Origin of the sequence: Bacillus sp. FSL R10-2201, from assembly GCF_038008665.1 — a bacterium.
GTDB classification, from domain to species: Bacteria; Bacillota; Bacilli; order Bacillales; family Bacillaceae_G; genus Bacillus_A; species Bacillus_A mycoides.
The window spans coordinates 848,136-869,256 of record NZ_JBBOZP010000001.1 but is presented as its reverse complement, the minus strand read 5'-3'; the positions used below and the strand labels follow the sequence as shown (position 1 = coordinate 869,256).

The window sequence follows — 21,121 nt, the reverse complement described above, 5'->3', positions numbered from 1 at the left end:
GTCCCAGTATAACTGGTTCGCTTTTATATAGTTTCATCCAATCTGAGAAACATTTCCTTCATTCTGATACTTCTCTTTCCCTATCGCCTTCATAAATAATAAAATACTGCTCATACCAACGATGAAATATAGAGTGCTCATGCCCCAAGATGCAATAAACGAGCCTAGCATAACACCTAATGCCCCATTCATTTTTGCCAATTGAAAGACCATTCCGTTAATCGCCATATATGAACCTCTTGCCTCGTTTGGCACCATATCCGCCATTATAGATTGACGAACCGGCACATACATCATCTCTCCTACAGTTTGGAAAAGCCCTGCGATTAATAAGATCCATAAACTATTGCTCGTTCCGAGTATTGTAAATCCAATCGTGTAAATGAATAAACCTACATATAAAATTTTCAAATCGTTGAAGCTTTTCAGCATTTTAATAAGAAGCGCTGTACATAACACAACTAAAATTGTATTCTCTGCCGATATCCAGCTGAGCATTCGAATACCTGTTAAATCGAATGTAAAACCATTCCCGAAGAAAAAGTGCACCGTTTCAAATTCCTTCTGTAAACGTATCCCTAAATAATTATTAATTTGAAACTCTAACGATAGTGTACATATACTTGCTGCACAAAAAATTAAAAACGCTCTATCTTTCATCACGACTTTATAACTATCTGCCATATCTTTTAATACATTTTTCTTCTCCACCGTTTTTCGTGCCACATACACTTCTTCCATATATACAGCCATCACATATAAAGTAATAACTGCAATAACTGTTAATCCGATAAACAATTGCAATCTATAGTTCTCAAATAGTAATCCGCCAAATATTGCTCCAATCGCAATTGATAAGTTAATAGCCCAGTAGTTAATGCTGTACATCACTTTTCGATTTTCAGGTGTACTCACATCTATTAACATCGCTTCCGTCGCTGGATTCATAAGTCCAGATCCTAAACTATTCACTAACATAAACACAAATGTTAGCCATGGTGAATCTACATAATCCGAATTTGCAATTCCCATACAAGCAATGGAAACGACTTGTATACTTTGGCCGATAATCATTACTTTTTTACGACCGAGCCGATCTCCAACATACCCACCATATAAACCGATAATTAATGCAGCTAGCACATTGATGAGTAATAAAGCACCAGCAATCGCACTACCTAATTTTATTGAAAAATAAATCGCCATAAATGGAAAAATCATTGTGGATACAGTGCGTGTTAAAAACGAAGTTATAATTCTGATTTTTATATTTCGGTGCATACTCCAAAATCCCATTGTTTCCCCCTCCTTATGCTTATTCATTTTACTTTGAAAAAGAGGAAGAAAAAGGTTAGAATATTCTAAAGAGTTTCCCCTTTTATCCCGCATTAACGGGCAGTAAGACCCCCACCTCAAAATTCAGCGAAAGCAAAGAAGTTAGGTGGGGATCAACTGCCCGTAAAAGCCCGATTGGTGAAGGCTAATAATCAGTGGGGGGCGTCCCCCACTGATTAAAGTTTCACTTTATTATAGAAGGAAGTGTATATATGAAAATTATGGACTATTACATTCGTTTAAGATTACATGCACAAGACCAACAACATATACGAAATAGCTTACAAGAATTAGCGGATGTTTTATATTGCAGTACGAAAAACGTAAAGATTTTATTAAAGAAAATGAACGAGGAGCAATTAATTCACTGGACTCCAGGACGTGGTCGCGGAAATAAAACGGAAATTTTATTTACACATAGTTTCCTAGAAGCAATTGAATCCTATACAGATGAACTGTTAGCGCAAGAAAAGTTAAAGGATGTTTTTCTTCTTTTAAAAGAACCTCTACCCCTTGCACTTCAAAAAAAGATAGAAAATAAACTACATCATCATTTTGGATACACACCTTCAAATGATATGTACGACATATTGAAGATTCCTATATCAAGAAAGATCTTCCCATTAGATCCGGCTTTTGTGGCTGTAACTACGGAGAGCCATCTTACGAGTCAAATTTTTGATACGTTAGTCGTTTATAATGATGTTACTGAAAAAATGGAACCACACATTGCACATACGTGGGAATTAAGTGCAGACGGGCTTACGTGGACCTTTTATTTACGAAAGGATATACATTTTCATAACGAAACAGTTTTAACTTCTAAAGATGTACAATTTTCATTTGAAAGATTAAAACAAATCCACTCCCCTTTCGAATGGTTAACAGAAGAAATTGTTCAAATTGAAACACCATCACCACTGCAAATACGATTTCATTTAGCAAAACCTAACGTTTTTTTCTTACGTTATGTGAGTTCCATGCAACTCGCAATTTTACCGCATGATGCAGTTATTCAAAATCATCACTACATAGGTACTGGACCTTTTAAACTTACTCATTACTCTGAAGACAATATCGTACTCGAAGCGTTCACCCATTATTTTAAAGAGCGTGCGTTATTAGACCGTATTGAATTTTGGGGTATTCCTGATCATTTGCAAATAGATGCTGATTATGAACTACCAAATGAAGAGGAAAATGAAAGGCATGATATACAAATAGAAGAAATAGGTTGTATTTATGCTAGCTTCAACTTTACAAAACCTGGTCCTCATCACGACATTCACTTTCGAAAAGCTTGGAGAGAACTATATGACGTTGAAACGATACTTCATAGCATAGAGGGCAGACGAACAATTGCTGCATCAAGCTTTTTTCCTGAAAGAAGCCGCCAAGTTCCTAACAGGTCCTACTCTTTAGAAAAAGCGAAAGATTATTTAAAAAAGAGCACCTATAATGGAGAAACGATACATATTTATTTCTTCGCATTTAAAGATAGTGCAAATGATGCACATTTCCTAAAAGAACGCTGCGAACAATTAGGAGTACACGTAGAACTTCACCCATTTCTCGTTTCAGATTATATGAATCGTTCTATTGATAAACATGCGGATATTATTTTCATGGGGGAAGTATTTGCTACCGATCATGAAATTGCATTTTTAAATGTATTTAAAAATAAAAGTTGCTTCGTAAATCGATTCATGGACCCACACTATGCAAAACAAATTAATTGTTTACTTGATACCTTTTTATTAGAAGACAATAAAGAAAAACGGTATAAGCTCATGTATGAGATTGAAGAGTTTTTACAAGCTGAAAACATCATTTTATTTAACTATCACGTTTTAAAAAGAAAAACATACCCTTCTTCTTTAAAAAACGTAACAATTGATTCATTCGGTTGGGCGAATTTTGCGAAGTTATGGATACAGCCATCCATGTATTAAAATATGAGTTTTTATAAAAGGAGAAGAACCATGAAACGCAACCTAGAAAAAAGACTTTCCTATCTATACACAGGTGAGTTATTTTCAGTCATTACTTTTATTTTCACAAGTTACTTACTTAATTATGCTTATCCTACGTTACATTTATATTCCCTATTTTCTTTTTGGATCTCATTTCTTCTTTTAGAGTTTATCTTATTACAAGGAGCAATTTACTGGTACGTAAAGCGGAAACGACTAAAAAAAGAGAAAACATCTATTACACCTATTAGGATGATTCAATATTTAAAAGTACTTAAAAAGATAAATATAGCATTGATTGTCACGGGATTTATTACGTTTACTATTGATTTTGTAATTTGGTATCCCCACTTACCTTTAGGCGGGGTATCATTCACTCTATTTATTTATATTTTTGCATTACTTGAGTACATTAACTATTATCATACTCAGCTTTCATACGATAACATCTCTGATATTAAACATTTAATCAAATCAAAAAAACTAAAACCGTCCTGTATAAGTAAAGATTTTCAACGTATTTCATGAAAGAGAAGGTACTACATCCTTAGTAGTACCTTCTTCACATACAGATACAAACTATTATTTAATTACTCTATCTAAGTGATCTTTCAAGTTCAATAAATATTGCTCAATATCCGGATTTTTCACCACATCATAACAAGCAAAACTCTTTAACGGACTCATGCCAAGAAACTTCTGCACACGATGTAAATGACTAAGTGCTGATTCTAAACTTTCTCCTTCAAAGAACTTCGTCTTATCTCCAAATGCTTTTTCAGGTGCGTTCCAAGTTGTAGAAAACATATACTGCTTCTCTTTTAATAAACCACCTGTTCCATATTCATCTGCACCTTTAAAGAACAAACCGTATTCATACACTTCATCCATATATGTTTTAAATAATCCCGGTACACTAAACCAGTAAATAGGTGTTTGATAAATTACAACATCAGCCCATAGAAATTTATCTTGTTCTTCTTTCATACTATATCCATCTTGAATCGTCGTTGTTTTCACATAATGATTCTCACTTAATACAGTTATCATATAATCAACTAACGTTCTATTTAATCGACCTTCTTTCGTACCGTATTTTTCATGTCCATTTATAATAAATATATTTTTCATCACTTTTCTCTCCCTTATTTTATTCCTCAGCTATTAACCCAAGTTGTTGTTTCAGCGTAAGATTATCTTCTAAATGCCAATCTTCCGTTATCTTGCCATCCTTCACATGCAAAATATCAATTGCAAAAAAATTGATTTTCTTATCATTATGAGTTCCTGTAAAAGAAAGACGAGCTGTTACTTTATCACCAACGACTAATAAATCTTCAATCTCGCAATGTATATCAGGAACTACTTTACGAAAGTTTTGCGCCGCAAGCTTTAATCCTTCAGTGCCTTGTGGTCGACCTTTCGGCAGTGTGTTATCGAAAAAATTTTCAGTAACCGTCTGCGGAATAAGCTCCTCTTTACCTGTATCCCAAAATGCATAAAAACGCTGAGCTGCATGCACGATTTCTGTCGCTTCCTTTTTACTTAATGAAGAATCAATTGTCATTGCTTTTGGCTTCGGCATTTCTTTTAATAACTGAATTTCAGTTTTTTGCTCACCACTACATGCTACAAGCACAATACAAATGACAAAAAAACTAAGAAACATAAACAACTTTTTCATACCCATGGAAATCACCTCCTCTTCATACAAACCCTTTGTATTTCGTATTGCTATTGTATATGCACTAACTTCCTTTATGGAAGTAGTGATATTTTTTTCATATAGTTACCAAAAAGATAGTTTTGTGATACGATAAGGCAAATTCATTCAAAAAATTTTTATGGAGGCTATTTCCATGAGCAATATAGATCCAGTTGTATTAACGAAAGGTTTACCTGGTATACCTTGTCCTATCGCTAAAACGCTTGACGTAATTAGTACAAAATGGACGTTTTTAATCATTCGTGACCTTCTTATCGAAGGAACTTTACGCTTTAGTAATTTACAAAAATCAATGGATGGGATTAGTCCGAAAACTTTATCGCTTCGCCTAAAAGAATTGGAAACGCAAGGGATTATAACGCGAAAAGTATATCCAGAGGTTCCACCTCGCGTAGAGTACACGTTAACGGATAAAGGAAAGCAATTAGAGGGGATATTTATTGAATTAAAGCGGTTTGGATTAAGTTTATAAACGAAAAGCCCCTTACCATAAAAATAGTAAGAGGCTTTTCGTTATTCACTACATTACTTCGCAAAACTTTGAGCTAGTTGTTTCTCTCTCCACATAAATGTAATGCCGAGACCAACGATTAAAACAACACCTGAAAATGCATATGGATAATTAATGTTTATATCAAATAATATTCCGCCCATCGCTGGTCCTGCGATATTTCCTAAACTCGTATACGTTGAGTTCATACCAGCAACGAATCCTTGCTCTTTTCCAGCTGCTTTTGATAAAAACGTCGTTAAAGCTGGACGAAGCAAATCAAATGCTAGGAAAATAAAGCAAGTAACGAGAAGTACAATCCAATAATTAAAGACTACAGTTGAGACGAATGCTAATACTGCACCTACAATTAAACATATTTGAATTAATACTTTCTCACCGAACATGTCAACCAATTTGCCAAACATAAATACTTGCACAACTACCCCAAAGATGGAGCTAATCGTAATAATTGCAGCAATATCTTTCGGTGTGAAACCAAACTTATGATCAGAGAACAGGCTAAACACAGTTTCATATGCTGATAATCCAAATGCGAGTACAAATACAATAATAAATGCGATTGCATACATTGGATTTAATGATTTCTTTAAATCTCCGATAAAGCTGGATTCTTTCGTATTAGCAGAAATCTCTGCAAGTTCTTCTTTCGTTAACGGCTCTTTCAAAATAAATATAGAAATCACGCATGCAACAAAGGCAATCACTGCTGCCACAAAGAACGGCACACGTATACCGTATTCTGCAATAAACCCGCCGATTCCAGGCCCTATAATAAATCCGGTACTAATAGCCGCTGAAAGATATCCCATCGCCTTTGGACGTTCTTGAATAGAAGTAATATCAGCAACATATGCCGTAACACCCGGCATAATAAACGCGGCACTAATTCCGCCTAACACCCTCGCTGCATAAAGCATCCACACATCTGTACCTAATCCAAAAAGAAGCTCTGAAACACCAAAAATAAATAATCCAATGATTATCATTTTCTTCCTACCGTAAATGTCGACCCAACGACCCGTAATAGGTGAAGTAATAAGCTGCGCCATTGCAAACACTGCAACGAGATAACCCATCGTCTTTCCTGTTAAATTCATATCATTCATAAAGGACGGCATAACCGGAATGATTAATCCAATCCCTAAAAAAGCGATAAATATATTACTCAAAAGAATGATCAATACCATCTTTTGTTCTTTTATCGGTTTCTTCAATTTTTAACACCTCTTCCCGCAGTTCCTCTCAAAAATAATGCCCAAGAAGCTTTTTCTTTATCCTGCTATTTGTGGGCTCACACTGAGTAAAGATGTCCCCACTCATTAGAATTTCACTCTATCCTTCCACACATACATAAACACAGGGTGAATGACTATCATTCAGTTTCCCGCAGAAATGAACCTACCTTTTCAGACAGGTTCATCTTACTACTTCTTTATATGTAGTGCATGTGTTAAAAAATCTAGTACTTCTGCCTTTTGTAGCTCGACTTGCTCATCATCTTTATGATCATATAAATAAACTTGTTCCGCTGCTGATTCAACAAGAGCGATAAATAACTTCGCTGTTCGCTCAGCGTGAACCGAATCACGAATTTCACCTGATTCTTTTGCCTCACTTAAAAAGCCACTTAGCCATATATAAAGAGGCTCATATACAGCTTCCCATTCTTTTATATGTTCAGTTGATGCAAGGCCCGCATACATTAATGCTTGTATTTCACGATATTCAGCTATAAAGGTAAATACTGCATCTATTACTTGCTCAACTTTACTTGAAAAAGGTGAATCGTTCTGTACTTTTTCTTTCACTGCAAGTATCATCTTCTCAACCATCACTTCTGCTATTGCAGGCATAACAGATAACTTAGAAGGAAAATATAAATAGAAAGTTCCTTGTGCAATGCCAGCCAATTTCACGATATCAGAAATCTTCGTTTTTTCAACGCCCTTTTCCTGAAACACTTCAATAGCTGCATAGACAATTTTTTCTTTTTTATTCATCATCTAAACCCTTTCACACGCGTATTGAATGACTGTCACTCATTTTATAAAATAACTAGCTGTACTGTCAATCATCGTGCACTTTTCATAATAAAAATCTCCCAACAAATCGTTAGGAGATTTAACTTTAATATCCTTTTCTTATGAAAGAGCCTTTAATCCCGTAACTCCACATACGATAAGAGCTACACTAATCAAACGTGCCTTACTTTTCGATTCACCAAACAGAAACATATTTAATAAAACAGCTCCTGCTGTTCCAATGCCAATCCAAACCGCATAAGCTACACTTACTTGTAAGAACAAGAAAGATGTGTATAAGAATGCAAAGGAAGTTGCAAATCCACCTATATAAATCGCTCCATTTGTTAACGTCTTATCTTTACTATACATTTTAAGGCCTATCACACCGACTATTTCACTAATTGCAGCAAAAAATACGAAAATCCAACCCATTTTTAAGCAGCTCCTTTCACAATTTCTTCCGCGGTTTCTTCTTTATTATCAGCTAATTTTAAACCGATCACGCCCGCTACGACCATTACGATAAAGAATAGCTTTCCTAAACTGAAACTGCCGCCGAAAAGGAATACATCCATTAGGAAAGTACCAACCGTACCAGCTCCGGCAAACACAGCATATACAGTCCCTGTTGCAAGATGTTCGCACGCTTTCGATAGGAAGTAAAAATCAACAGCGATAACTCCTACAATAATGACCCAATGCCACCAAGTATGAGCTGTATTAAAACCAAACACCCAAAAAATTTCAAAGATACATGTTAATATGACATATAACCAAGCTTTATTTTTCATATCTCTCACCTTCTATTATTTACTGACTGACCGTCAGTCATTTTTAATTTAAAAAATATAATCTCACTCTAACTACTATTTAAAAAACCAATATCATCCTCATTTATCCTTATATTTGTTCCGTTATTAAGCTAACTACATATAAAAGTTGCTTATCTACACCCTTTCACAGAAAAAATGACTGAATGTCATTCATAAACATTCTACATGACCAATTGATAAAGTGTCAACACCCGGATTCTATTAACCAAAAAATATTTTAAATTTCTTAAATCCACATGTATATTTCTTAATAATCTGTCAATAATGGTAGTAACATAATATTTTCTCCATTCCCCCCTTGGAGATCCCTTTGAATCGAGCAGTTGCTTTTAGCTAACTGCTCTTTTTTAATTTATCGGCACATTATAATTAAATACTCATAGATAAATTCCAAAACAAAGACCTGTACTCCCTTTTCAACATGCAACAAAGAACGAAATATTTTGTACGCTATTTACTTTTCAACGAATCTTTGTATGCAATAATTTTATTTTCGAGCATCTTCTCTGTAACTTCTAAATTTTCTCTTTGAATCTGAATAGATTTCCTATGATCTTCTAAGAGCTGTAAACGAGCTTCGGTTGTATGCTCCCCTTCTAAATATAATCTAGCATATTCTCTTATTTTCGCTATCGGCATTTGTGTTTGTTTTAACTTCATTACAAACTGCAACCACTTTATATGTGACTCTTCATACAATCTATTCCCATTTGCATCGCGATTTGCAATTAATATGTTCTCCTTTTCATAATAACGTAATGTATGTGTGCTCACTCCTAATAATTTAGCTACCTCGCTAATTGTATACATAACCATACTCCCTCCGCACGCCATTTACTCTCATATATTTTACTGCCTTATCCAAATTATAAAAAACATTTGACTTAGAGTATACTCTAACAAATACAATCTAACCATGATAAATTAATTTGAATTTAGGAGGCTTTTATATGAAATATACTGTTATTACTGGTGCTAGTTCAGGAATTGGCTATGAATCCGCTTTAGCCTTTGCATCTCGCGGAAAAAACTTAATACTTGTAGCTCGAAGACAAACAGAATTAGAAGAATTAAAATTGAAAATTAACGAAATGCATCCGGAATTGGATGTTGTCATTCGAAGAACTGATTTATCAGTCACTGAAGAAGTTTATAAATTTTATGAAAGTCTACAAAGTTTTCAAATTGAAACGTGGATTAACAACGCAGGTTTTGGTAATTTCGCCTCAATTGCTGAACAAAATTTAAACAAGATAGAAACGATGTTGCATGTAAATATAGAAGCACTAACAATACTATCTTCCCTTTTCGTTCGAGATTATTCAATGACCGAAGGAACACAGCTTATTAACGTTTCATCAGGCGGTGGATACACGATTGTTGCCAATGCTGTTACGTATTGCGCTACGAAATTTTATGTAAGTGCATTTACAGAAGGACTATCTCACGAACTGAAAGAACAAGGTGCAAAACTACAAGCAAAAGTTTTAGCTCCTGGTGCAACTGAAACAGAATTCGCAAAACGTTCATTTAATATTGATGAGTTCCAATACGATAATGTTGTACCGAAATTCCACACTGCAAAACAAATGGCACAATTTATGCTCGACCTTTATGATAGCGATAAAGTTGTAGGACTTGTCGATGGTTCTACTTATAACTATGAGCTTAAAAATCCCATTTTTAATTTTGCAGTAAGACAAACGAATTCAAATTCTTAACAACATCTCATTTCTGATTAAAATATAGATACCCACTATTTCTTAAATAATAGTGGGCCTTTTTTCTCTCTAAAAATTTCATCCAACATACCGTATCATCGCCACCTCATCACAATAATTGACTTTTGGACAATGTCTACAATCAACCCATACTTTCTCTGGCAGCAATTCTTTATTTACAAAATCAAATCCACACTTTTGAAAAAATACTGTTTCATACGTTAAAGAAATCACTCTTTTTACATTTATTTTCGTCGCTTCCTCCATCACATGACTCACGAGCATACGCCCTATCCCTTTTCCTGCATATGTATGCGAAACTACTAACGATCGTACTTCTGCAAGATCCTCTCCTAACACATGTAAACCAGCAACTCCAACGACTTCCTCTCCTTCTTTCATAACATATAAACATTGTAAATATTGATAGAGAGACAAAAGAGAACGCGGCAAAACAACTCCTTCTTTTGCATACATTTCAATGAGATTATAAATTTCTTTCACATCACTTGTAACCGCATTAAAGATTTTCATATTATATCCCCTTGCCCCCAGCATTAATATTTATAACAATGAATGAATTTTAATTCATAATTTCATATAATAATACATCTCTCTTTTCTCTCCGTTAATCACTTTTCTGAATTTTACATAAACAAAAAACCAAGCAACTTAATCGATGCTCGGTTCCTCATTTCGTATCGGCAATACCGTCGAATATTTAATTTCACGAAGTGCTAAACTCGTCTGTATCCGTGTAATCCCTAATTTATTTAGTTTCCTAATAAAAAGCTCTAGTTCCTTACGATCACGATTCGCAACTTTTAATAAATAATCATACTCTCCTGTTAAACAGTGACATTCTAACACTTCAGGCATAGATTCTAATTCTCGTTCTAACACTTCCAGCTTTTCATACTGATGAATATTCGTACTCATAAAAATGAAACATAATAAATCAAATCCAAGCTTTTCTTGATTTAAAATTGCTACTTGCTTATCAATAAAACCTTCCCCATCTAACCTTTTTATTCGTGCATGCATCGCAGCTGGAGATAAATTAACACGGCGTGCAAGCTCTGCATTACTTACTTGTGATTCTTTCTGCAATATATCTAAAATTTTCACATCCAAATCATCAAGCACTTTAATAACAGATGACTCCATCAAAATTCCCCCTTTTTTCTTACCGACGATTATTCGAAGAAACATCTCATAACTTATATAAAACTGAATGTTTTTCTGTAAATAAGATTTCTAACGAAACATTTTATCGAGTTTTTACCATTATACAAAAGAATATATTAGATAATAAAGAAAAATGCTAAAATTATTTACAGTTCATTCTTATTTCAACAAAGGGGTTTTTAGTATGCCTTATTTTTACGTCTTTTTACTATTATTAACAAGCTTATTATGGGGAGGAAATTTTGTCGTTGGGAAATCACTTGTCGATCATGCGTCTCCGATGACACTGACAAGTTTAAGATGGATGATTGCGATTGTTTGTTTATTACCACTCGTATGGTTTAAAGAGAAGAAAATTATTCCACCGCGTGCTGCTATAATCCCGTTAGTAATTATGGGAATTACAGGCGTCGCTCTTTTCAACATTTTTCAATTTTTAGCATTAGAAAAAACATCCGCAACGAATGTAGGTCTTATTTCTACATTGAACGCTATTTCAATTGCATTATTTTCTGTGCTGTTTCTAAAAGAAAAAGTAAATACGCTTCAAATTCTTTCTATGATTCTTTCATTTTTTGGGGTCATCCTCGTTCTTTTAAAGGGAAACTTTGCTCTTTTATTTTCACTACATTTTAATAGCGGGGATTTATGGATGATTGCAGCAGTTTGTATTTGGGGCATTTATTCTGTTTGTAGTAAATGGGCGACAAAAACAGTTACACCGCTAATGGCTACATTATATTCTGGTATTTTCGGCGTTATTTTATTGCTTCCATTTAACATAGGTAGCTTCACTGTTTCCAATATCAACTCTTCCTTCATAACATCACTTTTATATACAGGACTCATTTCAACAGTACTTTGTATGGTGTTTTGGAATATTGGTGTACAGAAATTAGGCGCTACTACATCGGGGATTTTTCTAAATTTCAATCCAATTTTCACAGCTATTTTAGCATTCCTTTTCCTTGGAGAAGAATTAACATGGATTCAAATTTTCGGGACAATTATCGTCGTTACAGGGTGCTATTTATTCTCTCATTTTAAAACTGTTTCTCCTCAGACGACTAGAGCTTTAGTACGAAAGCATTCTTAATGAAAAAGCATCGCCACCAAAGTGGCGATGTTTTTATTTACCTTTCATTTCTTTCACATACTGCTTTTCTTCTTCTGGCGATAAACGTTCTGTTGCCTTTCCGGTATCACCACCTTGAATTTCCCACAAAAAGTTATGATCCTCAACCGTTTGTGAAAAGTCTCCTTTCTCCCAACGCTCCAAAGTAGAAAGTAGCTTTGCTTTATATTTAAAATTTGTACTGCTTTCTACTGCGTTCTTCGCACTACGAATTTCCTTATTTGTCATTTCGATAAATCCCCATTTATCAGATGATTTCACTTTTTGATGTACCATCCTATGCATTGTAGAAATAATTTCATCCTCACTAAATTGTGGCTTCTCTTCCGCAACTTTCTTGTCCTGTTGGCTCATCACTTTTTGTGTTTTAAGACTCTTCTCCTCTTCCTCTATATAATTAAGAAGTTTAGTAACACCGAATACAGCTCCTATCGCAATTACAATCATTGTAATTGCCCCTATTATCCATTTTTTCATATTATGTACTCCCCATTCCCCTAATAATTACATAAACAAATGGAATCGCCTGCGCACAGCCGATTCCATTTGTTTCCTTATTTCATTTTAAACCTTCATCGCTTCTCGTACAATGTAACTGTCCACATATTGTTTAAATTTCACTATTTTTCCATTTCCAAGCTGCCATACATGAACAAATTCCGCCTCAAATGATTTTCCCGTCTCTTTATAAACTCCTGAGTAAACACCTTCAGCAATAATCACATCTTTTCCGTTTACTTCATGGTACGTATTTACACTCGCTTTATAATCATCCCATTCTGATCCTAAACGACTAAATACATTTTCCATTATAGCTTCTGTACCTATATACGTTCCGCCGTACGGAAAACCTGCTGCCTCTGTCCACTCTACTTTTTCAGAGAAAGCTTCCGCTAAATGTTTTGCATTTGAAGAAGATGGTCCTTCATATGTGCTTCGAACAATTTCTAAATTTGTTTTTTGCTTCATTATTTTTTCACCCCAAACGCGTTTGCCGCTAAAACAAGTCCAATTTCTAACGCTTTAACGTGCGGGAACCGCTCCTTTATTGCCGTTTGAATTTCTTCACTTGAAGGATTTCCTGCAAGAACTTCATCAAATGCAACTAAATATTTACGAGTATGTTTAATCGCGTCTGCTGTATTTGGTACGTCATAATCACGATGACCCGCTACAACAATTTCAGGATGAAGATTTTCAAGTTCACTTAATGTTTCTAACCATTTATGACGAGCTTCAGCATCTGTTTCTAACGTCCATACGAAAGTATTGTTATAAACGATATCGCCTGTAACAACGGCTTTTAATGATGGAATCCATACATAACTATTATTCGGTGTATCACCTTGCAAACCACCTTTAATGATTAAATCATTTCCCTCTAAAATCAATTTCTCTTCTGTTAATTCCTCTGGAACAATTGGTTGATGAGGAACATTATGCCCAATAGATGGTTTCCACTGTTCCACTTTCTTCTCAAATGTGTTACGAATATCTTCAACAGTATTCCGTAATGCAACAATCTTCGCTTCTGGAAATGCTTCATGTAATACATTTAATCCAAAATAGTGATCTGGATGGAAATGAGTCACATAAATATGAGTTAAATTCTTTCCTGTTTCAATAATTTGAGCTGCTAAACGGTGCGCATCACTTAATAAAAATTGTGCATCGATAAGAATTGCATCTTTTTCTCCGTATACAATTGTGGATGTAACTTGAAATGCTTGCTCAGATCCTGTAAAAACCTCTAAATGTAATTTTGACATGTTATTTCCTCCACTTTTTATTTACTCTTTTATATTCCTTTATTCTTTAAGCTTTATTCTAGTTGTAACTAATTTAGTTACAACTAGAATAAAAAAATATACGAATCATTTTATTACTAATCGACTTGATGTAATCATTATAGTTACACCAAGTCGTCAAGTCAACACTAAAAAAATAAAATTTACTTCGTTTTCATTACTTTCTCTTTTAAGAAGCGATCTACATATCCTTCTGCTTTTACAACGAATAAATACGCACCCATTGATAATAATGCAAGATCTAATTCATATCCCGGATTCTTTCCATCTCCTAATAAGCCTGCTGCTCCATTTACCTTTACGATAGCTCCAGCCAAAATAAGAGCGAATAACAATCCTACATACCTCACGCCTAAACCGATAATTAATAATATACCACCAACTAATTCAACTGTTGCTACGCCATATGCAAGACCACCTGGTAAACCGATGCTTGTAAACCATCCTGCTACGTTATCTATACCTGATTGAAACTTTGCTAAACCGTGTGCAAAAAAAGTAACTCCTAATACGATACGAATAATTAAATTACCAATATATTGATTCATTCTGAACTCTCCTTTTTTGTTTTGTTATGGTGAACATTTATTCACAAGACAAAACAATACGGTATTTCTTTTCATTCGTCAAATGCTTTTTTAAAGAAACCAAAAAACATTATCCTTTTTGCAGATAATGTTTTTTATAAAATAGTGCTAATTCAAGCTTTCGCTCTATTACTTAGAAAAAGTTGAAAATTTTTCCCAGCACCTATATAAGACAATAAAGACACATCTTCTTCCATCACCATTCCAACAACATTCACTTTCCTATCTTCAGGTAAATCATTTATAACTATTTGCATTTCACCAGCATATCTACCGTACAATTCATTATCAATTGTAATACTGCCTCGTTTTCTTGAAATTGTATTCATCGGTTGTAATGCAACTTTATTTTCTTCTCTTGATTCCACAGAGCGAATGACATCACGTGCTGGATCTAATCTATTCGTATGCACTTTCTCTACCACTTTTAATACTTCATTTTCATTTATAAATGGCTCATATCCCAGCGGAATAATCCCTCTACTCGCACTTGCTATTTCTTGTACACTTTCTAAACTCCCGCTTATATCGCCAATTAAAACTTTATCAACAGCACAATCTTGCACAAGTTCTAAATATGCTTGAAGCGGGCGCATACTGCGATGTTTTTCTAAAGTTGGTAAACCCTCATATAACGGACCGCGTTTTTCACCATCTCCCGGAATAAATGCCATCGTTTTTATTCCGCACTCATGTAAATATTTATTTTGTTTTTGCAAAAACGACTTTGCTAGTCCTGTTTCTGGACGTGGATAAAAATTATGCCACGCTTCTACACGATCTACTCGTATATTTTCCGCAAGTAACTCTTTCCAAAATGGTTCTGTAATCGTACTCGCATTTAAAGCTACCTTCATCTTATGAGATACACGTGCGATTTCTTTTGGCGTAATACCGTAATCCATTCGTAAACCAGTAATGCCAAAGTCTAATAACTCTTCCACATTTTCATACGTCATCCCTAAATGGTTTAACGATTTTGGAGAGACATCAACCATTAATTCCATTTCATTTTCGAGAGCTTGTTTCCCAAGTATTTGAATTAACTCCTTATACGTATTCGGATCATCTTCTGGAATGTGAAGAGATGTAAAAACAGATGAAAATCCGTTTTCTTTCGCTAGTTTTAACCATGCTTCTTGTTTCTCTACTCGCTCTTTTGAAAGATAAATTGAAACTCCTATCATATAAATCTCTCCTTCTATTAATATAAAAAAAAGAGAAAGGAATCCCTTTCTCTATATGTTTTCTGCCATTTCTTCTTTAAAGCCGAAGAAGTACGTAAAGATGAATCCGAAAATATATGCAACTACTAATCCAAGGAAATATAATAAATATTTATTATCAGCAATTAACGGAATTAATGATAATCCTGATACACCTATTCCGAGTGAAGCCGTTTTCATAACAGCTTGGAATGCACCACCGACAGCCGCTCCTAAACAAGCAGTAATAAACGGTTTCCCAAGTGGCAATGTAACCCCGTATAATAGCGGTTCGCCAATTCCTAAAAATCCTACTGGTAATCCACCTTTAATCACATTACGAAGGCGTTTATTTTTTGTTTTCACATAAATCGCAATTGCTGCTCCTACTTGCCCAGCGCCAGCCATTGCTAATACTGGTAATAAAGGCGTTACGTGCGTTTGATTAATAAATTCCATATGAATCGGTGTTAAACCGTGATGTAATCCGACCATTACGAGAGGTAAAAATGTTCCGGCAAGCACAGCTCCAGCAAATGCTCCGCCAACATTTAAAATTGCATTAATACCGCTTGTAATACCATCAGATAAGAAGCCTGCTACTGGCTGAATCGCTAACATCGTTACTATACTTACAGCTAATACAGTAATGAGTGGTGTCACAATAATATCAACTGCATTTGGCACAGCTTTTCGCACTCGTCTCTCAACTACAACCATAAGCCATGCTGCAAAAATAACTGCAAATAATCCGCCCCGTCCGGGTACGAGCGCTTCACCGAATAATTTTACATTCGCCATCGCTGGGTTGAAAATTAAAATACCTGCAATTGCCCCAAGGACTGGTGTCCCGCCAAATTCTTTCGCTGTATTCCAACCGACTAAAATGCCTAAGAATGTAAAGATACCGCCGCCAATAAGTAATAACATTTGTAACCATGTTGCATTCGGATCAGCACCTGCGTTTTTCGCGAAGTTAGCAACCCCATTTATAATTCCTGACGCAACAAGTCCCGGAATTAGCGGAATGAAAATACTTCCTATTTTTCTTAAAAAGTTTTTCACTGGTGTATTATTTTTCTTCTTAATCTCTGACTTCATCTCTTGCCCAAGATCTTCAAGGTGGTGATCTGCCACCTCACCAATTCGCAGTCCCGTTAAATCTTCCATCTCAGCTGCTACTTTATTTACTGTCCCTGGCCCAACAACAACTTGAAGCGTTTCATCTTCAATCACTCCCATAACACCTTCAACCTTTTTTAAAAGGTCCATGTTCACTTTACTTTCATCATGAAGCGTTAATCGTAACCTCGTCATACAATGAGCAATGCCACGAATATTTTTTACTCCCCCAAGCTGCTCTGAAATTTCTTTGGCCATTCTCTCTTCTTTCTTCATAATAGAATCCCCCCTCCCCAAAGTTTAAAGTGCTTTCTTCACAAATCCTTTCGCACCTTTTAATTTTTCTAGTGCTTCCCCATATTCACACTGTAGTAATATCATAACGATTGCAGCTTTCACATTTCGATCTGCTTTCTCATAACACTCTGTAGCTACTTCATAACTAGCGCCTGTCGCTTCAACAATAATTCGTTTTGAGCGTTCTACCAATTTTTCATTTGTAGATTGAACATCTACCATTAAGTTTTTATATACTTTCCCTACACCAATCATAGACGCTGTAGAAATCATATTGAGTACTAACTTTTGCGCTGTGCCAGCCTTCAACCGTGTTGAGCCTGTTAATATTTCTGCGCCTGTTTCCACTTCCACATTTAGTTTTGCATATTTACTTATTTCAGCATTTTTATTACAGGAAATACTAGCTGTACTTGCTCCCATGCTACTTGCATATTTCAATCCGCCAATTACATAGGGTGTTCTACCACTTGCTGCAATTCCAATAACCGTATCTTTCTCGTTTAATCCAATACTTTTTAAATCTTCTTTTGCTAACTCTTCACGATCTTCGGCACCTTCGACCGCCTTAGTAAACGCTTTCAATCCACCTGCTATAAATCCTTGAACCATGTTATCATCTGTTCCAAATGTCGGGGGACATTCTACTGCGTCTAAAATGCCTAAACGGCCACTCGTACCAGCCCCAATATAAATTAAACGGCCTTCTTCTTCAAAAGACTTAGTAACAATTTGTACAACCTTTTCAATTTCTTCTATTTCATTTTCAACTGCTAACGCAACAGTTCGATCTTCTTCATTCATACTTTGTAAAACTTCTTTTATACTCATCTCATCTAGATTCATCGTTTTCTCATTACGGTGTTCTGTCGATAAATTCTCTAACATATTGCCACCCTCTTCGAAATTATATTTCACACTTTTATTATAACTTTAAGAAACTAAAAATCAATAACTCTTTCTTATTTTATGAAATAAAATTTCACAACATGACATATTTGTGTCAAAGATAATAAAAAAGATGAGTCTCCCCATCTTTTCTTCTACTTCAATTTCCGTAACCGTAATGCTTCTTCTCTCGTCTCCATAAATTGATCTAATACTTTATTACCAATTCGATTGAAAGTAATCACATATAAAGCATCAATCATATTCAGTTGCGTCATTCTCGAAGCAATACTCGCAATGCGATGGTCTTGCTCTACATCTGGCATACAAAGGCGAATGTCTGCCGCTTTATATAACGGAGATGATTGGTCTAGCTTCGTAATCGCAATAACTGTAGCCCCTCGCTTCTTCGCATATTGCGCCATTTCGAGCACATCTTTCGTCCGCCCAGAAGTTGAAATCGCCACAAATATATCTCCCTCTTTTAAATTCGTGACGAGTGGCAACATCATATGAAAATCAGATAGCATCATCGCTGTAAATCCGAGCCTTGTAAATTTATAAGCCCCGTCCATCGCCGGAGTAGCCGATCCGCCTACTCCGTAAAATATAATTTTATCCGCATTTACAATACGATCTGCAGCTTTCTCAAGTTCCTTTTTATCTATCGCAGTAACGCTCGCCTCAATTGCAGCTTTATTCACATATGTAACTTTATTAAACAAGTCGTACGGTCCATCTTCCGTATTCATCACTGAAAAATCATTAATATTATAATCAGCAATCGTTAATTCACGAACGAGCGCGATTTTAAATGATTTAAAGCTCCCAATCCCAATCGACTTACAAAAGCGAACAACACTTGCCTCACTTGCGCCTGCATTCGTTGACACTTCTTTCGTCGTTAAGTTCGGAACAATTTCTGCATTCTCCATTATGTACATGGCAACCTTCTTTTCGGCTGGTGAAAATTGATCCATATTACTTTCAATTTTAAATAGTAATGTTGAAGCTTTCACTATTTAACCTCCACTTCTCACGGTTGCGTTCTCTTATTTTCTCTTGCTTCAAGGAGGTAAAAACCATCATCGCCAGGAGGATGAAACACATTTACAATGCGATTTCCTTTTTGATAAACAGTTCTTTCCCCTTCTGTCCACTTCTTTTCCCAACCGTTCATCCAAATCGCAACATTAGGTAAAAAAGCAGTATATTTCAGCTTTTGATCGTACTCACCATCTGCTTCTTCTGAAAAAATAGAAACCGGAAAATCTTTCACTTTTGATTCTTTCCATGCAGTAAATGGTATGCACAATAAAAGGAGTATAATTACACCTATAACCTTCTCCTTAGTAATCTTCACACATTTCTCTCCTCGCCCTAGCATATACGTAGATTTTACCATAATTACAAACCATTCACGCTACATGACTATTGCTTTTTGCGATAAAAAAAGAGCTTACCTACATCAGATAAGCCCTTCCTCCCTATACAAAATACTTCTTCAAAAGTGGCGGCGTAATAATTGTTGTCAATATAACAACAATGACAATAGCTGTGAAATTTTCTTTCGCTAATAAATTTGCCGTAAGTCCATTTGCTGCGATAATAAGCGCTACTTCCCCGCGCGACACCATCCCCGCACCAATACTAATAGAAGATTGTAAGTTAAATCCTGTTAGTCTTGCTCCTAAACCTGATCCAATTAACTTTGTGAAAATTGCGATGAGCGTCATAATGATAATGAACCAAAGCTGGCTTCCGATACCTTGAAATGTAATTTCCATTCCAATACTTACGAAGAAAACTGGTACAAATATCGCATACGCAATCGGTTCAATTTTATGTTCTACTTCATGCTTGTACTCTGTTTGCGAAATCGCAATCCCTGCTGCAAAAGCTCCAATAATACCTGCGATTCCCATCATTTCACTGTAATACGAAAAAGAGAAACAAATAATAAGAGCTGCACTAATTAATGCTTCCGATACACGAAGTGGGACAAGCATTTTCATAATCCACGGAACAACTTTCCATGCGATAAAAACGATACTTACAAAGAAAATAATTTTCTTTGCAATAACAAGTGTTATATTCACATCTTGCGTTCCTAAAAAGCTCATTACAAATGCTAATAAAATAACGACTATCACATCATCAAATACAGCAGCACCTAAAATCGTTGTACTTTCTCTCGTATTCATCTTCCCTAAATCTCTTAGCGTTTGCACCGTAATACTAACCGATGTTGCACAAAGTAATAATCCTAAAAAAATAGCATGAGATTGTATTAATCCAAACAATAATCCCGTTACATATCCACCGATAAAAGGAAAAATAATTCCACCAGCCGCTACTGCAAACGACGATTTCAAATTCCGATTTAACTCTTCTAAATCTGTTTCAAGTCCCGCCATAAACATAAGTAGCAAAACACCAATCTCGCTAAGCTCATCAATAAGTTCTGAACTATTAATAATACCTAGCACCGCAGGACCGATAATAATACCAACAATTAATTTACCAAGTACAGAAGGCTGACCGAGTCTAACGCTAATATCACCAGCTAATTTCGTACAAAGTAAAATGACGACAAGTTCAAAATAAAATAACATAGCATCTTCTCCTACTATATAAAGTAAATCTTTTTGTTCCTGCATCTATTTCTGCACATAGTTTCTCCTTACAAGCAGCATTTTATTTGTTAAAGTTTTATTTGACAAAATATTCTGAATTGTAATAAAATTAATCCAGAAATTTCAAAA

The 21,121-nt window shown here is 35.2% G+C and carries 25 protein-coding genes; 5 read left to right on the top strand and 20 right to left on the bottom strand.

Going from position 1 to position 21,121, the window contains the following annotated elements:
- Positions 1-33: 33 nt before the first annotated feature.
- Complete coding sequence (locus NSQ69_RS04465; RefSeq protein ID WP_341098957.1) at positions 34-1,296, bottom strand: MDR family MFS transporter; 1,263 nt, start codon at positions 1,294-1,296, stop codon at positions 34-36.
- Between the two features lie 251 nt (positions 1,297-1,547).
- On the opposite strand from NSQ69_RS04465, the gene NSQ69_RS04460 reads away from it, so the two are divergent.
- On the top strand, positions 1,548-3,287 hold the full coding sequence (locus NSQ69_RS04460; protein ID WP_215563997.1) for an SgrR family transcriptional regulator: 1,740 nt from the start codon (positions 1,548-1,550) through the stop codon (positions 3,285-3,287).
- Positions 3,288-3,317: 30 nt separating this feature from the next.
- The gene (locus NSQ69_RS04455; protein ID WP_002186656.1) at positions 3,318-3,836 is read left to right on the top strand and encodes a hypothetical protein; all 519 of its coding nucleotides are present in this window, start codon (positions 3,318-3,320) and stop codon (positions 3,834-3,836) included.
- A 54-nt stretch (positions 3,837-3,890) separates the two neighbouring features.
- On the opposite strand, the gene NSQ69_RS04450 is transcribed toward NSQ69_RS04455, so the two are convergent.
- Entirely contained in the window at positions 3,891-4,439 is a 549-nt protein-coding gene (locus tag NSQ69_RS04450) for an NAD(P)H-dependent oxidoreductase (RefSeq protein ID WP_088038590.1), read from the bottom strand.
- A gap of 19 nt (positions 4,440-4,458) precedes the next feature.
- A complete protein-coding gene (locus NSQ69_RS04445) occupies positions 4,459-4,998 on the bottom strand; it encodes an ester cyclase (RefSeq protein ID WP_002125482.1) in 540 nt (179 codons plus the stop codon).
- A 169-nt stretch (positions 4,999-5,167) separates the two neighbouring features.
- Here NSQ69_RS04445 and NSQ69_RS04440 point away from each other — a divergent pair, with 169 nt between their 5' ends.
- Positions 5,168-5,506 carry a winged helix-turn-helix transcriptional regulator gene (locus NSQ69_RS04440; RefSeq protein ID WP_002087382.1) on the top strand — a complete coding sequence of 113 codons (339 nt, stop codon included), beginning with the start codon at positions 5,168-5,170 and terminating at the stop codon, positions 5,504-5,506.
- 53 nt (positions 5,507-5,559) lie between these two features.
- Here NSQ69_RS04440 and NSQ69_RS04435 read toward each other — a convergent pair whose 3' ends face one another.
- The 5 genes from NSQ69_RS04435 to NSQ69_RS04415 all read right to left on the bottom strand — a co-directional run bounded on the left by NSQ69_RS04435 (position 5,560) and on the right by NSQ69_RS04415 (position 9,215).
- Positions 5,560-6,762, bottom strand: coding sequence for an MFS transporter (locus tag NSQ69_RS04435; protein WP_002125479.1), 1,203 nt, complete (start codon positions 6,760-6,762; stop codon positions 5,560-5,562).
- A 210-nt stretch (positions 6,763-6,972) separates the two neighbouring features.
- Positions 6,973-7,551 (bottom strand): TetR family transcriptional regulator, encoded by a 579-nt coding sequence (locus NSQ69_RS04430; RefSeq protein ID WP_002125478.1) that lies wholly within the window; start codon positions 7,549-7,551, stop codon positions 6,973-6,975.
- Positions 7,552-7,689: 138 nt separating this feature from the next.
- Entirely contained in the window at positions 7,690-8,004 is a 315-nt protein-coding gene (locus tag NSQ69_RS04425; protein ID WP_002063959.1) for a DMT family transporter, read from the bottom strand.
- 2 nt (positions 8,005-8,006) lie between these two features.
- Positions 8,007-8,363, bottom strand: a complete 357-nt coding sequence (locus tag NSQ69_RS04420) for a DMT family transporter (protein WP_002125474.1) — start codon at positions 8,361-8,363, stop codon at positions 8,007-8,009.
- A gap of 492 nt (positions 8,364-8,855) precedes the next feature.
- Entirely contained in the window at positions 8,856-9,215 is a 360-nt protein-coding gene (locus tag NSQ69_RS04415; protein WP_002188427.1) for a MerR family transcriptional regulator, read from the bottom strand.
- Between the two features lie 140 nt (positions 9,216-9,355).
- Here NSQ69_RS04415 and NSQ69_RS04410 point away from each other — a divergent pair, with 140 nt between their 5' ends.
- Entirely contained in the window at positions 9,356-10,126 is a 771-nt protein-coding gene (locus NSQ69_RS04410; RefSeq protein WP_063226083.1) for an SDR family NAD(P)-dependent oxidoreductase, read from the top strand.
- Between the two features lie 78 nt (positions 10,127-10,204).
- Here NSQ69_RS04410 and NSQ69_RS04405 read toward each other — a convergent pair whose 3' ends face one another.
- Together NSQ69_RS04405 and NSQ69_RS04400 are read right to left on the bottom strand one after the other, a co-directional pair.
- The gene (locus NSQ69_RS04405) at positions 10,205-10,660 is read right to left on the bottom strand and encodes an N-acetyltransferase (protein WP_002166324.1); all 456 of its coding nucleotides are present in this window, start codon (positions 10,658-10,660) and stop codon (positions 10,205-10,207) included.
- Between the two features lie 138 nt (positions 10,661-10,798).
- Complete coding sequence (locus tag NSQ69_RS04400; protein ID WP_002125468.1) at positions 10,799-11,293, bottom strand: Lrp/AsnC family transcriptional regulator; 495 nt, start codon at positions 11,291-11,293, stop codon at positions 10,799-10,801.
- Between the two features lie 205 nt (positions 11,294-11,498).
- Here NSQ69_RS04400 and NSQ69_RS04395 point away from each other — a divergent pair, with 205 nt between their 5' ends.
- Positions 11,499-12,410, top strand: coding sequence for a DMT family transporter (locus NSQ69_RS04395; protein ID WP_088265926.1), 912 nt, complete (start codon positions 11,499-11,501; stop codon positions 12,408-12,410).
- 33 nt (positions 12,411-12,443) lie between these two features.
- Here NSQ69_RS04395 and NSQ69_RS04390 read toward each other — a convergent pair whose 3' ends face one another.
- The 10 genes from NSQ69_RS04390 to NSQ69_RS04345 all read right to left on the bottom strand — a co-directional run bounded on the left by NSQ69_RS04390 (position 12,444) and on the right by NSQ69_RS04345 (position 21,016).
- A complete protein-coding gene (locus tag NSQ69_RS04390; RefSeq protein ID WP_002125464.1) occupies positions 12,444-12,926 on the bottom strand; it encodes a PRK06770 family protein in 483 nt (160 codons plus the stop codon).
- An 87-nt stretch (positions 12,927-13,013) separates the two neighbouring features.
- A complete protein-coding gene (locus NSQ69_RS04385; protein WP_088265927.1) occupies positions 13,014-13,418 on the bottom strand; it encodes a nuclear transport factor 2 family protein in 405 nt (134 codons plus the stop codon).
- Entirely contained in the window at positions 13,418-14,218 is an 801-nt protein-coding gene (locus tag NSQ69_RS04380) for an MBL fold metallo-hydrolase (protein WP_002125460.1), read from the bottom strand. The genes NSQ69_RS04385 and NSQ69_RS04380 overlap by 1 nt, the downstream gene beginning before the upstream one ends.
- Positions 14,219-14,400: 182 nt before the next feature.
- Complete coding sequence (locus NSQ69_RS04375; RefSeq protein ID WP_001077751.1) at positions 14,401-14,805, bottom strand: DoxX family protein; 405 nt, start codon at positions 14,803-14,805, stop codon at positions 14,401-14,403.
- A gap of 152 nt (positions 14,806-14,957) precedes the next feature.
- Complete coding sequence (locus NSQ69_RS04370; RefSeq protein ID WP_002169091.1) at positions 14,958-16,031, bottom strand: DUF871 domain-containing protein; 1,074 nt, start codon at positions 16,029-16,031, stop codon at positions 14,958-14,960.
- A gap of 51 nt (positions 16,032-16,082) precedes the next feature.
- The gene (locus NSQ69_RS04365; protein ID WP_002125455.1) at positions 16,083-17,447 is read right to left on the bottom strand and encodes a PTS transporter subunit EIIC; all 1,365 of its coding nucleotides are present in this window, start codon (positions 17,445-17,447) and stop codon (positions 16,083-16,085) included.
- A gap of 24 nt (positions 17,448-17,471) precedes the next feature.
- Positions 17,472-18,356: an N-acetylmuramic acid 6-phosphate etherase gene (gene murQ, locus NSQ69_RS04360; protein ID WP_002125454.1), complete on the bottom strand. Its 885-nt coding sequence runs from the start codon at positions 18,354-18,356 to the stop codon at positions 17,472-17,474.
- Between the two features lie 155 nt (positions 18,357-18,511).
- Complete coding sequence (locus NSQ69_RS04355; protein ID WP_002010793.1) at positions 18,512-19,375, bottom strand: MurR/RpiR family transcriptional regulator; 864 nt, start codon at positions 19,373-19,375, stop codon at positions 18,512-18,514.
- A 17-nt stretch (positions 19,376-19,392) separates the two neighbouring features.
- The gene (locus tag NSQ69_RS04350) at positions 19,393-19,719 is read right to left on the bottom strand and encodes a hypothetical protein (RefSeq protein ID WP_002125452.1); all 327 of its coding nucleotides are present in this window, start codon (positions 19,717-19,719) and stop codon (positions 19,393-19,395) included.
- A gap of 124 nt (positions 19,720-19,843) precedes the next feature.
- Positions 19,844-21,016, bottom strand: a complete 1,173-nt coding sequence (locus tag NSQ69_RS04345; protein ID WP_033708157.1) for a cation:proton antiporter — start codon at positions 21,014-21,016, stop codon at positions 19,844-19,846.
- Positions 21,017-21,121 lie beyond the last annotated feature (105 nt).

Coding starts and splice junctions, on each gene's coding strand:
- NSQ69_RS04465 (WP_341098957.1), bottom strand. CDS start 1,296: ATGGGATTTTGGAGTATGCACCGAAATATAAAAATCAGAATTATAACT.
- NSQ69_RS04460 (WP_215563997.1), top strand. CDS start 1,548: ATGAAAATTATGGACTATTACATTCGTTTAAGATTACATGCACAAGAC.
- NSQ69_RS04455 (WP_002186656.1), top strand. CDS start 3,318: ATGAAACGCAACCTAGAAAAAAGACTTTCCTATCTATACACAGGTGAG.
- NSQ69_RS04450 (WP_088038590.1), bottom strand. CDS start 4,439: ATGAAAAATATATTTATTATAAATGGACATGAAAAATACGGTACGAAA.
- NSQ69_RS04445 (WP_002125482.1), bottom strand. CDS start 4,998: ATGGGTATGAAAAAGTTGTTTATGTTTCTTAGTTTTTTTGTCATTTGT.
- NSQ69_RS04440 (WP_002087382.1), top strand. CDS start 5,168: ATGAGCAATATAGATCCAGTTGTATTAACGAAAGGTTTACCTGGTATA.
- NSQ69_RS04430 (WP_002125478.1), bottom strand. CDS start 7,551: ATGATGAATAAAAAAGAAAAAATTGTCTATGCAGCTATTGAAGTGTTT.
- NSQ69_RS04425 (WP_002063959.1), bottom strand. CDS start 8,004: ATGGGTTGGATTTTCGTATTTTTTGCTGCAATTAGTGAAATAGTCGGT.
- NSQ69_RS04420 (WP_002125474.1), bottom strand. CDS start 8,363: ATGAAAAATAAAGCTTGGTTATATGTCATATTAACATGTATCTTTGAA.
- NSQ69_RS04415 (WP_002188427.1), bottom strand. CDS start 9,215: ATGTATACAATTAGCGAGGTAGCTAAATTATTAGGAGTGAGCACACAT.
- NSQ69_RS04410 (WP_063226083.1), top strand. CDS start 9,356: ATGAAATATACTGTTATTACTGGTGCTAGTTCAGGAATTGGCTATGAA.
- NSQ69_RS04405 (WP_002166324.1), bottom strand. CDS start 10,660: ATGAAAATCTTTAATGCGGTTACAAGTGATGTGAAAGAAATTTATAAT.
- NSQ69_RS04400 (WP_002125468.1), bottom strand. CDS start 11,293: ATGGAGTCATCTGTTATTAAAGTGCTTGATGATTTGGATGTGAAAATT.
- NSQ69_RS04395 (WP_088265926.1), top strand. CDS start 11,499: ATGCCTTATTTTTACGTCTTTTTACTATTATTAACAAGCTTATTATGG.
- NSQ69_RS04390 (WP_002125464.1), bottom strand. CDS start 12,926: ATGAAAAAATGGATAATAGGGGCAATTACAATGATTGTAATTGCGATA.
- NSQ69_RS04385 (WP_088265927.1), bottom strand. CDS start 13,418: ATGAAGCAAAAAACAAATTTAGAAATTGTTCGAAGCACATATGAAGGA.
- NSQ69_RS04380 (WP_002125460.1), bottom strand. CDS start 14,218: ATGTCAAAATTACATTTAGAGGTTTTTACAGGATCTGAGCAAGCATTT.
- NSQ69_RS04375 (WP_001077751.1), bottom strand. CDS start 14,805: ATGAATCAATATATTGGTAATTTAATTATTCGTATCGTATTAGGAGTT.
- NSQ69_RS04370 (WP_002169091.1), bottom strand. CDS start 16,031: ATGATAGGAGTTTCAATTTATCTTTCAAAAGAGCGAGTAGAGAAACAA.
- NSQ69_RS04365 (WP_002125455.1), bottom strand. CDS start 17,447: ATGAAGAAAGAAGAGAGAATGGCCAAAGAAATTTCAGAGCAGCTTGGG.
- murQ (WP_002125454.1), bottom strand. CDS start 18,356: ATGTTAGAGAATTTATCGACAGAACACCGTAATGAGAAAACGATGAAT.
- NSQ69_RS04345 (WP_033708157.1), bottom strand. CDS start 21,016: ATGCAGGAACAAAAAGATTTACTTTATATAGTAGGAGAAGATGCTATG.